Source organism: Gordonia sp. NPDC003504 (assembly GCF_053587995.1).
Genome location: NZ_JBSFPC010000007.1, coordinates 99010 through 112057 on the forward strand (window position 1 = coordinate 99010; position 13048 = coordinate 112057).

11 protein-coding genes and 1 pseudogene are annotated in these 13048 nt (G+C 64.4%); 6 read left to right on the top strand and 6 right to left on the bottom strand.

Annotated features, from left to right (window positions below):
• Positions 1-121 precede the first annotated feature (121 nt).
• Both ACWDPV_RS14550 and ACWDPV_RS14555 read right to left on the bottom strand, forming a co-directional pair.
• Positions 122-1666, bottom strand: a complete 1545-nt coding sequence (locus tag ACWDPV_RS14550) for an alanine/glycine:cation symporter family protein (protein WP_449743555.1) — start codon at positions 1664-1666, stop codon at positions 122-124.
• A gap of 181 nt (positions 1667-1847) precedes the next feature.
• Positions 1848-1997, bottom strand: a complete 150-nt coding sequence (locus tag ACWDPV_RS14555) for a hypothetical protein (protein ID WP_449743556.1) — start codon at positions 1995-1997, stop codon at positions 1848-1850.
• Positions 1998-2141: 144 nt separating this feature from the next.
• Between ACWDPV_RS14555 and ACWDPV_RS14560 the strand changes: the two genes are divergently transcribed.
• From ACWDPV_RS14560 to ACWDPV_RS14570, 3 genes are all read left to right on the top strand, one after another.
• Positions 2142-2462 carry a hypothetical protein gene (locus tag ACWDPV_RS14560; protein ID WP_449743557.1) on the top strand — a complete coding sequence of 107 codons (321 nt, stop codon included), beginning with the start codon at positions 2142-2144 and terminating at the stop codon, positions 2460-2462.
• Positions 2462-3928 carry a dihydrolipoyl dehydrogenase family protein gene (locus ACWDPV_RS14565; protein ID WP_449743558.1) on the top strand — a complete coding sequence of 489 codons (1467 nt, stop codon included), beginning with the start codon at positions 2462-2464 and terminating at the stop codon, positions 3926-3928. The genes ACWDPV_RS14560 and ACWDPV_RS14565 overlap by 1 nt, the downstream gene beginning before the upstream one ends.
• 157 nt (positions 3929-4085) lie before the next feature.
• Positions 4086-5450, top strand: coding sequence for an MFS transporter (locus ACWDPV_RS14570; protein ID WP_449743559.1), 1365 nt, complete (start codon positions 4086-4088; stop codon positions 5448-5450).
• 326 nt (positions 5451-5776) lie between these two features.
• Here the strand turns inward: ACWDPV_RS14570 and ACWDPV_RS14575 are convergent, their stop codons facing one another.
• Positions 5777-6019, bottom strand: coding sequence for a GPR1/FUN34/YaaH family transporter (locus tag ACWDPV_RS14575; RefSeq protein ID WP_449743560.1), 243 nt, complete (start codon positions 6017-6019; stop codon positions 5777-5779).
• Between the two features lie 231 nt (positions 6020-6250).
• On the opposite strand from ACWDPV_RS14575, the gene ACWDPV_RS14580 reads away from it, so the two are divergent.
• Positions 6251-7474: an IS110 family transposase gene (locus ACWDPV_RS14580; protein ID WP_449743561.1), complete on the top strand. Its 1224-nt coding sequence runs from the start codon at positions 6251-6253 to the stop codon at positions 7472-7474.
• 38 nt (positions 7475-7512) lie between these two features.
• Here ACWDPV_RS14580 and ACWDPV_RS14585 read toward each other — a convergent pair whose 3' ends face one another.
• Both ACWDPV_RS14585 and ACWDPV_RS14590 read right to left on the bottom strand, forming a co-directional pair.
• Positions 7513-10554, bottom strand: a complete 3042-nt coding sequence (locus tag ACWDPV_RS14585; protein ID WP_006896188.1) for an MMPL/RND family transporter — start codon at positions 10552-10554, stop codon at positions 7513-7515.
• 86 nt (positions 10555-10640) lie between these two features.
• On the bottom strand, positions 10641-11267 hold the full coding sequence (locus ACWDPV_RS14590) for a TetR/AcrR family transcriptional regulator (protein ID WP_006896187.1): 627 nt from the start codon (positions 11265-11267) through the stop codon (positions 10641-10643).
• A gap of 114 nt (positions 11268-11381) precedes the next feature.
• On the opposite strand from ACWDPV_RS14590, the gene ACWDPV_RS14595 reads away from it, so the two are divergent.
• Complete coding sequence (locus ACWDPV_RS14595; protein WP_006896186.1) at positions 11382-11858, top strand: PaaI family thioesterase; 477 nt, start codon at positions 11382-11384, stop codon at positions 11856-11858.
• 165 nt (positions 11859-12023) lie between these two features.
• On the opposite strand, the pseudogene ACWDPV_RS14600 reads toward ACWDPV_RS14595, so the two are convergent.
• Positions 12024-12368, bottom strand: a pseudogene (locus tag ACWDPV_RS14600) (GPR1/FUN34/YaaH family transporter); the annotation flags it as partial.
• A 326-nt stretch (positions 12369-12694) separates the two neighbouring features.
• On the opposite strand from ACWDPV_RS14600, the gene ACWDPV_RS14605 reads away from it, so the two are divergent.
• On the top strand, positions 12695-13027 hold the full coding sequence (locus tag ACWDPV_RS14605) for a MarR family transcriptional regulator (protein WP_449743562.1): 333 nt from the start codon (positions 12695-12697) through the stop codon (positions 13025-13027).
• Positions 13028-13048 lie beyond the last annotated feature (21 nt).

Consider the following 13048-nt stretch of genomic DNA (forward strand, 5'->3'; position numbering starts at 1 on the left):
GACGGTTGCACCCGGGCTGGTGGCCCCCCGGTGAGGGCGCAGGTGCTCACCGAACGGTGAGTCTAGACCCGACCTCGCCCGTGCGTGGACGAAGCCGGGCCGAACATCCGGCGCCGGTCGATCAGACCACCGATTCCGTCCGCTCCGTCGACGAGTCGACCTTGTCCTTCTCCCAGAAGGTCGCCCCGACGATGCCCAATGCCACCGGATCGAACTGCGGGTCGATGCCCGTTTTCTTCTGCCGTTCGTAGTCACGGAGTGCGGTGAACGCCGGTTGCTGCAGGATGAGGATGCCGACGATGTTGAGCCACGCCATCAGTCCGACGCCGATGTCACCGAGAGTCCAGGCGTCCGTCGCCGTCGACACCGCGCCGATCGCCACAGACACCAGGATCAGGGCCTGCAGCAGCAGCGTGGCGTTGCTGCCGAGGGTGCTGCGCAGCGGCCGCACATAGATCGTAGAGGCCTTGCCCATCAGGAATCGGAGATTGGTTTCGGCCATGTAGTAGTAGGCGATGATCGTCGTCAGGCAGAAGAACAGCAGCGACACCGCCACGAACGATGAGCCCGCGCCGCTCCACAGGGTGTCGAATCCGGTTTGGACGAAGGTGGGTCCCACCTCCGCGTCGGCGGGCAGCATGCCGCCTTCGGCGATGACTGCTCCGCTGTCCGATTCGCCCTCGAACACGCGGTACGCGCCGGTGGACAGGATGAGGAAGCCGGTGGCCGAGCAGACGAACAGGGTGTCGACATAGACGGCGAAGGCCTGGACGAGCCCCTGCTTGGCCGGATGGGAGACCTCTGCGGCCGCGGCAGCGTGCGGTCCGGTGCCCTGGCCGGCCTCGTTGGAGTAGATGCCGCGTTTGACGCCCCACATGATGGCGACGCCGATGATCGCGCCGAATGCCGAGTCCACGCCGAAGGCGGACCCGAAGACCGTCGCGATCACCCCGGGAACCTCCGAGGCGTTGAAGGCGACGATGATCAGGGCGATGACGATATAAATGACCGCCATCAGCGGGACCACGATCGAGGCGAAGGTGGCGATGCGTTTGACGCCACCGATGATCACGAATGCCAGCACGATGACCGATCCCACCGCTGCGATCCACTTTTCGAGGCCCCAGGCGTTCTCCATCGCGATGGCCATCGAGTTCGACTGCACGCTGGGCAGCAGCAGGCCGCAGGCCAGCGTGGTGACCGCGGCGAAGATCAGTCCGTAGACCTTAAAGGCGCCGGATGCCTTGGTGTGGGCGAACGCTCGGCTCAGGTAGTACGCGGGTCCGCCGCGGTACTCGCCGGTGAGGCGATCGCGCGTCTTGTAGATCTGACCCAGCGTGCACTCGACGAAGGAGGTCGACGCACCGAGGAAGGCGACCATCCACATCCAGAACAGCGCGCCCGGGCCGCCGAACGCGATTGCGGTGGCCACGCCCGCGATGTTTCCGGTACCCACACGACCGGCCAGCGACATGGTCAGCGCCTGGAACGACGAGACCCCCGACGGGGACTTCTCGCCGTGGAACATCAGCCGGATCATCTCCTTGAACTGACGTACCTGGACGAAGCGCGATCGGATGGAGAAGTACACACCTGCGGCGAGGCACAGGAAGACCAGTGCGTTGCTCCAGATGTATCCGTTGATCTCGGCGAGGACCTCGGACATGAGACTCCTGGCGTTGGGTGCCATGCGTCAGGTCGACCCCTCGATCTGACGACGGAGGGGATTCCCGGGACGTGGACGGCACGTGGCGAACTCTTGCACGTTTCTTTACCTTCGCATGACTTCGCGATGTTCGCGCGGTGAGTGCTCGGCGGCGTCCCGCCCCTGCCCGGTTGGGTACTGGTCAGGCGGTCGAGTCCGGAGTCGCGGTGCGGGTGAGTGCTTCGAGTTCCGTCCGGATCGATTCCAGCGAGTCGTAGCCGGCGATCGCCGTGGCGACGGCGGCTGCGTTGGTGACCAGCGCGTCGAGACGGGGCAGCAGCAGATCGTCCATTGATCGGGAATCGGGTGAATGAAGGTGTGCTGCAACTGGTATTGCGACAGTGCCAACCCTGTGTGGCGGTCGAGGTCAGGGAGGTATCCGTCGAGATCGCGTTCGTCGAAGTCGGCACGGCCGGTCAGTGGATCGAAAGCCGCAGTGCTGCAATCGGTGTCGGATCGCATCATCCTCGGTGGCGAGGCCTCAGAGGTGGCCGATCTCGGCTGGGCACATCGGCCGGCCGCCGAGGACGACCCACACGCACACCTGCGCATCCTCGTCACCGAACTCGTCTCACTGGCCGAGCGGGCCGCGCCGATCTGGCGGGTCACCCAGCAGGCGGCGGCGGAAGAACCGCGTTCGAGGTGCGACGGACACACCGCCATCGGCTGGCCGGGACCGGCCGGCGGCGCCCGCGGTGAGCCTGCCGCCGGGTTCAATCGGCGTGTTCCGCGGAGCGTGCGGCCTACCGTGGAGTGATGACCACTTCGGAGAATGCCCCATCAGAGAACTCCCCATCAGAGATCTACGACGTCATCGTGATCGGCGCCGGGCCGGCAGGTGAGAACGCCGCCGACTACGCCATCCGCGGCAGCGATCGCACCGCCGCCATCATCGAGGAACAGTTGGTCGGCGGTGAATGCTCGTACTGGGCGTGCATGCCGAGCAAAGCGCTGCTTGGGGCCGGGGCGGCGCTCGACCGCGCGGTGGCGCTACCGGGTTCACGTGGACGGGTCACTACGTCAGCACCCGACGCGTCGGCGCTGCTGGACTGGCGGACCCGGATCGCCGGACGTGACGACACCGGCCAGGCGCAATGGCTTGATTCGGCCGGGATCGATTTGATCCGCGGACGCGGGCGCATCGTCGGGGAGCGTGTCGTCGAGGTCGGGGGTCGCACGGTCCGGGCGCGTGAGGCGGTGGTTCTGGCGACGGGGAGCGCCGCGGTGATCCCGCCTGTCGCGGGGTTGGCCGACGCGTTGCCGTGGACGTCGCGGGACGCGACGAACCTGCTCGAGGTGCCCGGCCGGATCGCGATCCTCGGCGGTGGGGTGGTGGCCTGTGAGGCCGCCACCTGGTGTGTCGATCTCGGCGCGGCCGTGACGATGGTGGTCCGCGGCGAGACGCTTTTACCGTCCATGGAACCCTCTGCCGGACAACGGGTTGTCGAAGAGTTGCGCGAGCGTGGCGTCGACATCCGGTTCGGATCCACCTTCACCGAGGTCTCGCGCCCGGACGTCGTCGACACCGGGTACGGGCGCATTCACGGCGGACCGGTCGCGGCAACGATCGCTGGTCACGGCGGTCATGCGGAAAGGTTCGAGGTCGACGAGATCCTGGTTGCCGCGGGGCGAGGGCCGGCCATGGCGGGACTGGGACTGGATTCGATCGGTATCGATCCGTCGCGGCCGCTCGACGTCGACGATCACCTCAATGTCGCCGGGCATGACTGGCTGTACGCGGTCGGCGACGTGAACGGCCGGGCCCCGCTGACGCATATGGGGAAGTATCAGGCGCGGGTGGTCGGTGATGTCATCGCCGCGCGCGCATCAGGGGCGGCACTCGACGATCGCCACGCCGCGACGTCGGACCATGGGGCGGTCCCACAGGTCGTCTTCACGCGGCCGCAGGTGGCGTCGGTGGGGGTCACCGAGGCCGCGGCTCGGGCGGCCGGCCACGCGGTGACGGTGTCCGACCTCGACATTGCCGTCGCCGGGTCGGCCCTCGAGAGCGAGGACTACCGCGGGCACGCGACATTGGTGATCGACGGCGATCGTGACGTACTCATCGGGGCCACCTTTGTGGGGCCCGACATCGCCGAACTGCTGCACAGTGCGACGGTTGCGGTGGTGGGGGAGGTTCCGCTGTCGCGGTTGTGGCATGCGGTGCCCGCGTATCCGACGGTCAGTGAGGTGTGGCTGCGCCTCCTGGAGAACTTGCGCTGAGTGAACCTTGGTGACCGGTCCTACGGTTGTCGCGATGAATCGATCGACGGAATCGAACAAATCGGACCTGGTCAAGACTGGGTAAAACCCAGATGTGAGTGCGAACACAACTCGGGAGCATTGTCTGCCAGACCACCACACAACCTGGAGGCAGCCCATGAGTTCCCCGTCAACCTGGTCCGGCCCGCAGCACCGCAGCAGCGTGCTCTGGATCGTCACCCTGGCCACCATCGCGATCGTCTTCGACGGTTACGACCTCGTCGTCTACGGCACCGCGCTGCCGATCCTGCTCGATGACCCCACCCAACTCGGGAACCTGAGCGCGGCCACCGCCGGTGCACTCGGCTCGTACGCGCTGGTCGGGGTGATGATCGGCGCATTCATCGCGGGCGCCTTCGGCGATCGGGTGGGGCGGCGTCGGATGATGCTGTTCAACATCATCTGGTTCTCGGTAGGCATGGGGGCGACTGCGCTGGCGCACAATCTCGTCACCTTCGGTGTGCTGCGGTGCCTCACCGGCATCGGTATCGGTGGTCTTGTCGCCACCGTCGGCGCCATGGTGGCCGAGTTCGCGCCGCCGGCCAAACGCAATCTGTTCAACGCGATCGTCTACAGCGGTGTCCCGGCCGGCGGTGTCGTGGCCGCTGTGCTGGCAATGCTGTTCGCCGACCACATCGGATGGCGTGGACTGTTCTGGGTGGGCGCCCTTCCGCTGATCACCCTCTTGCCGATCGCCTGGTTCAAGATGCCCGAGTCGCCGCGCTGGCTGGTGGCCCGCGGCAGGATTGCCGAGGCGCAGGCCATCAGCGCACGTACCGGTATCCCGATGCCCGCCGAGGAATCACCGGCGGTGCCGAGCGTGGCCGGGGCTGTTGCCCCATCGGAGAAGGTCGGATTTGCCGCGCTGACGACCCGTCAGCTCGCCGTACCCACCCTGCTGCTGGGCCTGATGAGCTTCGCGGGACTCCTGCTCACCTACGGACTGAACACCTGGCTGCCTCAGATCATGAAATCTGCCGGGTTCAACGCGAAGGGTTCCCTGTCGTTCCTGCTGGTGCTCAACGGTGGTGCGATCGTCGGCGGCCTGATCGCCGCGCGTCTGGCGGATCGTCGCGGGCCGCAACGGATCGTGGCCACATCCTTCTGCCTCGCCACCGTGGCGCTGGTATGTCTGACGATGGGATTCCCGCTGCCGGTTCTACTCGCGGCGGTCGCCGTGGCGGGCGTCGGCACCATCGGAACCCAGGTGCTCATCTACGGCTACGTCTCCAATTTCTATCCGACCAGCGCACGGGCCGCGGGCGTGGCCTGGTGCGCCGGTTTCGGCCGCTTGGGCGGAATTGTGGGACCACTGATCGGCGGTGTGCTGATCGGCGCCGGGATTTCCTCCAGCGTCGCCTTCTACATCTTCGCCGGCATCGCCTTGGCGGGGTCGGTGGCAACCATGATGGTGCCCTCACGTGGAGCCCCGGAAAGCCCTGTGGCGAAGCGTGATTCGCTGCCGCTCGCCACGGCGGAGTGACGGATCGTGTTCTGACCTGAGTGTTGCTGCTCGACCCCGATGTTCGCGTCGGGGTCGAGTTGTGTGTGGCGTCCCACGTCGAAAGAGCTTGTGGGGCGACCGTTCCGCTGGTCCAGCGCCCTGATTTGTTGGTCGAGCCATCATTCCGCTGGTCGAGCACCCCATGTTGTTTGTCTCAGTGCAAGGTTTGTGGTGTCACTTCGGTGGTGGTTGGGAGTGGTTCTGCCCACAGCGACAACGCCGCCGCGCCCGATCGGGACGCGGCGACATTGTTTGTGCTGCGGGAAGTGCGCTCCTGCAGCCACACTCATTGTGTCCGTTTGCGGTCATCCACCGAGAACGGGGCGGCCCATCGGCAGTGCACGGCCACCTGTGGACGTCGACATCGCATCGAAGAACAGGTATGCCCCGACGGCTGCGAAGGCAAAGACCACCCAGCCCGCGGCGGTCTGGACGGCGGAGCTGCCCTGCGCGGTTGCGATCAGAACAAGCACGAGCGCGAGGTCGATCAGTGCGAACAGCAGCGTGAATGCAGCGGGAAGTCGGAGGGTGGCCAGGGTCAACAGCACAATCACCTTTACGTTGGAGTACGTCCGGGGCGGTCGCCTCGGACGTTCGTCCGCGGTTCGGGGCGTGGCTCGACAATCACCTGTTGTCGCTGGTGGCTTGGCGTGGAAGGTCACCCCGGACCGTGACGGGTCGTTTCGGCCGCTGATTGAGATGTGTTCGCGAACTTGTCGCTGTGTAAAGGTGTGCCGGCGAAACCACCCTGACGAGCCAACCGCACACGGAAGGACAGTATGGACGAAAAGATCTGGGTAGGAATTGATGTCGGTCGGCATGCGCATCACGCCGCCGCGGTCGATGAGGCGGGAACGGTGCTGTGGTCTCGGCGGCTTCCCAACGATCAACCGGCGATCGAAGCGCTCATGAACCGGGTCGCCGACATGAAATTCGTGGTGTGGGCGATCGACATGACCGCACCGGAATCGGCGCTGCTGAGGGGTGTGCTGGCTGCGCGGCGCCAGCAGATCCGCTACGTGCCCGGCCGGGTCGTGCACAGCATGACCGGTGCGTTCGCGGGTGAGGGCAAGACCGATGCCCGCGATGCGGTCGTGATCGCCCAGACAGCCCGCCTACGTGGCGATCTCGCCACCGTCTCGGCGCCCGACGACGTCGCGATCGAACTCGACCTGCTGACCGGACATCGCAACGACCTCGTCGCTGAACGTACGCGAGGCATCAACCGCCTGCGCGGCCTGCTGACCCGCATCTTCCCTGCACTAGAACGGTGTTTCGACTACTCGACACTGACCGGTCTAACGTTCCTCACCCGCTTCGCCACGCCATCTGCGATCGCTGCGGTCTCTGACGACGAGATCTACGACCACCTGCGCAGTCACGGCGTCCGCCGACCCACGATCCCGAAGATGATCGACAAAGCCCGTGCCGCGGCGGCCGCGCAGACCGTCACCCTGCCTGGCGAGGCGACCACAGCCCTACTGGTGCAACACGCGGCTACCTCGTTGGTCATGCTGACCCGTCAGATCGCCGACCTGGATAAGCAGATCACCGAGGTGTTCCGCCGCCACCGTCACGCACGGATTCTCGAATCCGTGCCAGGCATCGGCACCCGAAGCGGCGCTGAGCTCGTCGCGATCACCGGCGGCGACCTCACTTCGTTCGGCTCGCCCGCCAGACTCGCCGCCTACGCCGGTCTTGCTCCGGTACCGCACGACTCCGGTAACCGCCGGGGAGCCTTGCGTAGACCCCAGCGTTACCACAGAGGACTTCGCAAGGTGTTCTACATGGCCGCACTCAACAGCTCGCAACGCGACGGCCCGTCCCGCGAGTTCTACCAGCGCAAACGACGCGAGAAGCGTTCCCACGTCCACGCTCTCATCGCTCTCGCTAGACGTCTGGTTGACGTGGTCTGGGCACTGATCCGCGACGGTAGGGTGTGGTTGCCGCGGCCGACCGTCGAGCGGGTGTCAGTCGATGAGGTGGGCGCGATGGCTGGATGACTGGCGGGGCCGGTCAGATCTCGGCACGTGCGTGCGTACTAGCGGGACACTGGATGCGTGTCGGTTCGGGTACTCGGCCACCAGCTTGCTCTGCCGACAAGTGTGGCGATGGTCGGCACAACGATGGTGCGGACGATGAAGGTGTCGAGCAGCAGGCCGATGCCGATGATGAGTCCGACCTGGGTCATGATCGAGATGGATCCGGCCATGAGTCCGAACATGCTGGCAGCGAAGATGAGGCCGGCCGAGGTGATGACTGATCCGGTGTTGGTGACGGTTCTCAGGACGCCGATGCGGATGTTGTTTTGGGATTCTTCGCGTAGGCGAGAGATAAGAAGCATGTTGTAGTCGGCGCCGACCGCGACGAGGACTATGAAGGCCAGTAGTGGTACGGGCCAGGCGATATCGGTTTTGAGGATGTGTTGAAAGATCAGGACACCGATACCCAGTGCCGCGGTGTAGTTGAGTATGACGGTGCCCAGAAGGTATAGCGGCGCGATGAGTGCTCGGAGTAGGAGTATCAGGATCAGGCCGACGATGGTGAGGGTGGCCAACGCTAGGAGTCGGAAGTCTTCGGTGAGTAGACGTTGCAGATCGGCGTTGATGGCGGGGAACCCGGCTATCGCGATGTTGGAGTCCTGCAGGGTTGTGTTCGGTCTGGCGGCGAGTGCGACATCGGTGATTGTGTCGGCCAGTTGCATGGCCTCGGTGCTGTAGGGGTCGAAGCTGGTTTGTATTGCGTAGCGCACGGTATGGCCGTCGGGCGAGACGAACTGGCGAGCGACGTCGACGAAACGGCGGTCTGCGTTGGCCTGAGGTGGGAGGTAGAAGCCGGTTGCTGAGTTTGTTCCGGCGGTCTCGCGGGCGGAGGTTTGTAGTTGTGTGGCTAGCGCGGCCATCCCGGCGAGTTGTTGAAGGTTGCTGTCGATCAGCGCGGATACACCGGCGGCGAGTTGGCGTGATCCCGCCGCGAGTTGACTGATACCTGTTTGCAGTTGGGTGAGCTTGCCGGGAAGGTCTTGGCTGCTGATGCTTCCCAGCGTGGAGCCCAGTGAGTTGACGGTGGAAGTGAGTTGGTCGGTGACTGTTGAGATCGGTGTATCCAGCTGCGCGAGTTGTGTTGACAGCGTGGCGATCTGGTCGAGGGTCCCGTTGCTCAGTAGGGCGTCGAGATTGCGGGTCTGCGCGCGCAGAGCTGCGCACTGCGGGACTTGGGTGCACCAGGGCGCATTATCGAGGATGGGCAGGATCGAGGTCACTGTTGCCAGGGCTGCAGATGTTTGGCGGGTGAGCGCGGCCAGCTGTGGGGCATTCTGAGAAGCGCGATCGAGCGCTGGTGCAGATGCGGCGAGTTGGCGGAGTATCGGCTGGTACTGCTGAATTTGCTGCCCTGCTGTGCTTGCCTGATCGAGGATGCCGGCCAGGGGGGCCAAGTTGGTGCGTACCTGGGTGTCGAGCTGAGTAAGCCCGTCGGCGAGTTGGAATGCGCCGGTACGGAGCTGTTCGAGGTCACCTCGGCGGTTCTGGCCATCGTCGACCGCACCCGCCAGCCGGTCCCCGATCTGACCGTTCTGCCAGGACAGCTCGGCTTGCTCGAGCTTGTCCCCGGTGGGACGGGTAACACCGATGACTCGAGTCACTCCGGGGATCTGGGATACACGTGAGGCCATTTGCTCAAGATCGGCCAGCCCGCTGGCAGTACGGAGATCGATCGGTGCATCTACAACGAGGAACTCAGTGATAGTGACGTCTTGAGGGAAATGACGGTCGAGCAACGCGTAGCCTTCGTTGCTGTCGGTTGTCGCGGGCTGCCCCTCACGATCGTCGAAGGTGATCTGGATGCCCATCGCGAAGACGCTAAGCACGATTAGCCCGACCAGGGTTAGTGCCAGCAGAGGCACAGGACGCCGCACGACGAGCACGGCGACGCGATTCCAGTACTTTCGGGTCAGATCTCGTCTGGGTGCGCCCCAGCCGAATCGCGCCGCCCACAGCAACACCGGTGGTAGCAGGGTGACCGTGGCGAGGAATCCGATGAGGATGGCGATCGCGCATGCCGGACCCAAGGTGGAGAACACGCTCAGCTGACCAAACACCATCGCCAAAAAGGCCAGCGCCACCGTGGCAGCTGAAGCCAGGATGACCCGTCCGATAGTTGCTGTCGCGTCCACGAGCGCAACCTCAGTGGTAGCGTCCTGGCGTAGCCGTTCGTGATAGCGACTGATGAAAAAGACTGAGTAGTCGACCCCGGCTCCGAGCAGGATGACGGTCATGAACGCGACGGTGAACTGCGATACCGGCATACCGAGTTCGCCGAGTGCGGACAAGACCCCGCGGCCCACGCCGAGGCTGACACCGATCACCAACAACGGCACCAGCGCGGTGAACAGCGATCGGTAAACGATCAACAGAATGATCGCGATAAGCGCCACCGTCGCCACAGTGATCACGACTAAATCGCTTTCAGCACTGACGATCTGGTCACTGAAAGTGGCCGTCGGCCCGGTGACATGGACAGTGGTGTCCGTACCGTCAAACACGCGCTGCGCGGTTTGGCGCACGGTCTCCACAGCATGCGTGGCCGTTGGCCCTCCCAAAGTTCCGGTGACCCCGACAGGCAAGTACCAGGCTTGCCCGTCCTCACTCAAGGCCTGGCCGGCCGTCGTCGGATCGGAGAGCAAATCCCGCACTGACTGCACATCGTCGAAATTTTCGCGCAACTGCAGAACGAGCATGTCGTAGCGTTCCCGCGCCACGTCGGTGAACCCGTTCGGGTTCTCCATGGTCACGAAAACAGTGGTCTTGGCGCCCTTCTCACCGAACGCACCACCCATCTGATCGAGTGCTTGAAACGATGGAACCCCAGCAGGGATCGGATCAACAGACTGCTGCCGCACCACCGTCTCCAGCTGGGGAAACAGTATCGCCAAGACGATACCCACAGCCACCCACGCCCCGATGACGAGGAATCTGTGCGCCAAGGTGAACCGTGCCAACCGCCCCAATGTCGTGCTGTACTCGCTGCGTTCCGCCAACCGGCGCGCCGCCAAGCGCCCACCACTTGGACGTTGGACCACCATACGCAGCACCTCACCCTCGACCCAGCCCGTCTACGAAACCGACGGTATCGTTACGGTACTAGCAGTACCGTAGATGGGGAAGGAGGTCAGGAGGTTTGGTGTCGCCGGTGGGCCATGAGGAAATCGTCGACAAGCTGTTCGAGATCGCCAACGGTCATCGACCGAATGCCCGTGAGCTTGGCAAAGACAAGGGGGCCCGCCAGTTGAGTGACTGCCATGGTCAAATCGAGGTCGCCGAGCTCCGCCGTGGCCACGTCACTCGTCAAAACTCGATCGAATGGTTCTCGATACTGCTCGACGACTCGACGACGCAGTGGCGCGAGCGCGTTCTGATCCCCGTCGGATTGCCCGGATTGCCGGGGCTGCTCGGGAAGCATTGCCAACCATGCCAGCGTCGTCAACTGCAGCGGTGCCTGCTCAATAAGCTCAGCCTGCCGCTGCATCAGCTTCAGCAGGTCATCACGGATCGACGTCGTCGTCTCGGGGGTCTCGGCCTGAGGCAACAATCGCTCGAAGGCAGCCGCCACCAGATCTGTGGAGCTCTCGAAGTGACGATACAAGGTGGTGCGAGCAACACGAGACAGTCGAGTGACCGCCTCCACGGTAACGGCTTCGACCCCGCCACTGTTCAGCAAGGTCACCGCAGCATCCAACAAACGCTGACGCGACCGAACCCGCCTCGGGTCAACATCGTCGGAATCGATGGTTTCCACCTGGCCACTCCCTATATAGCCAAAATCACGAACCCCTGACTGCACAACAATACCGTCGGTAACAGAGCGAAACTGCCAGTGGCGGTACCGATTGAAGGCTCAGAAAGGTCACTTATGAGGGGCGACAAACCACTACCAGCACACGCACCATGGTGCATGGGATGCGGCGAAGACAACCCCAATGGCCTGCACCTCGAGGTACACCTGCACGGCGACCACGTCTACGCCGACCTGCAATTCGACGAGCGCCACTCAGGAGCCCCGGGACTCGCCCACGGCGGAGCCATCTCAGCGGCATGCGATGACATCATGGGTTTCACCCTGTGGATCGCCGAGACACCCGCAGTCACCCGAACCCTCACCGTGGAGTATCGACGCCCGGTCCCACTGCACACCCCCGTGCACATCACCGCCTCCCTCGTCGACGAAACCGACCGCGCGCTCTTCATCGAAGCCAACGGTACTGTCGGCGACACAACCTATTTCGCCGCAGAAGCGGTCTTCGTAAAGGTCGACTTGAGTCATTTTCTTCGTCACGGAGACTGGGGCGCCACAGCAGACCTCATCACCAGATTCTTTCAGGCCGACTAGCGACCGCCAGGCACGCCACCAAGCAGAAGAGTCGCCCCGCATCCACCAGCTGGCCCATCCTTGCGCACCCGCATTGAGATCCACCAACCACGACGTGAGGAACACCTCCTGCGTCGCGACGGCGTTGTCGGCCCCGACGCCGTACCAATTGTGCGTCAGTCCGAGAACCAGGGCGGCATAGCTGAACCAGAACCCGGAGAAGATGCCGAAGATCGCGGCAACCGCATTCTGGCCGAGAGACGATGCCCATACCGCGGCGACGAGCTGACCAACACCGGTGGCCGCCAGAATGATGGGAATCGAGGCGCCCACCGCGGTGGCAGGGACGACACCGATGAGCACCATGCCCAACGCGACCGAACCCACGATGAACGTCGGTACTCCGACAGTGGCGGGATTTCCGGTCGGGGCGGGTGCCGGTTCGGATGGAGGTGCGGAGACATCCGCGATCAGATCCGTTGGGGCCACGACAACGTCAGTCATGAGAAGTCCTTTGCGAGGGAAGGGCATGCGTGGTGATGCCCACCGGAAACGTAGGACCCGGGTGTCGTAGATCACAATGGTCTGCGTTATGAACCATCCGCGCACTGTCCGGTGGGGTAGTGGGTCAGCGCACCCGTTGTGCGGGAGTGCCTGATCGCGCGTGGCCAAAGGGGTGGGCGGTGTCCGAATTGTGCGTGCTGGGCCGTTCGGGAGATTCGATCAGGGGAACCTGATAAGCCTAGGCTGATTAGCATGGCTAATGATGTCGTGATCGATCTGGCGTCTGATCTGCGCATCACCCTGGGAGCGTTGATCCGTCGACTCCGCCTGCATCGCAGCCCGGATGACCCACCGTGCCCGAGACCGCGGTCCTGGCCCGGCTGGACCGCTACGGTTCGACGACGTCGGCGGAACTGGCCCGCGGGGAGCAGATCAGCCCACAGTCGATGGGTGCCACCATCGCGACGCTGCTCGACCGCGGGCTGATCACGCGCGCACCAGACCCGAACGATGGGCGGCGGGCGGTTCTGTGCCTCAACGACGTCGGCCGTGCAGCGCTGTGCGACCGACGAGATCACCGCATCCGTGCACTGGCGGCCGCGATGGCCGAAGTCCTCACCGAGGACGAGGTGTCGGCGATCGGTGCCGCACTGCCACTGCTCGCACGCCTGGCCGACGCCCTGTGAGCGCGGTGTCGACCCCGGAAG

Bases quoted from the DNA above. Each gene is read 5' to 3' on its own strand.
- ACWDPV_RS14580 (WP_449743561.1), top strand. From the start codon at position 6,251: ATGGACGAAAAGATCTGGGTAGGAATTGATGTCGGTCGGCATGCGCAT.
- ACWDPV_RS14550 (WP_449743555.1), bottom strand. From the start codon at position 1,666: ATGTCCGAGGTCCTCGCCGAGATCAACGGATACATCTGGAGCAACGCA.
- ACWDPV_RS14595 (WP_006896186.1), top strand. From the start codon at position 11,382: ATGAGGGGCGACAAACCACTACCAGCACACGCACCATGGTGCATGGGA.
- ACWDPV_RS14570 (WP_449743559.1), top strand. From the start codon at position 4,086: ATGAGTTCCCCGTCAACCTGGTCCGGCCCGCAGCACCGCAGCAGCGTG.
- ACWDPV_RS14565 (WP_449743558.1), top strand. From the start codon at position 2,462: ATGACCACTTCGGAGAATGCCCCATCAGAGAACTCCCCATCAGAGATC.
- ACWDPV_RS14555 (WP_449743556.1), bottom strand. From the start codon at position 1,997: ATGGACGATCTGCTGCTGCCCCGTCTCGACGCGCTGGTCACCAACGCA.
- ACWDPV_RS14585 (WP_006896188.1), bottom strand. From the start codon at position 10,554: ATGGTGGTCCAACGTCCAAGTGGTGGGCGCTTGGCGGCGCGCCGGTTG.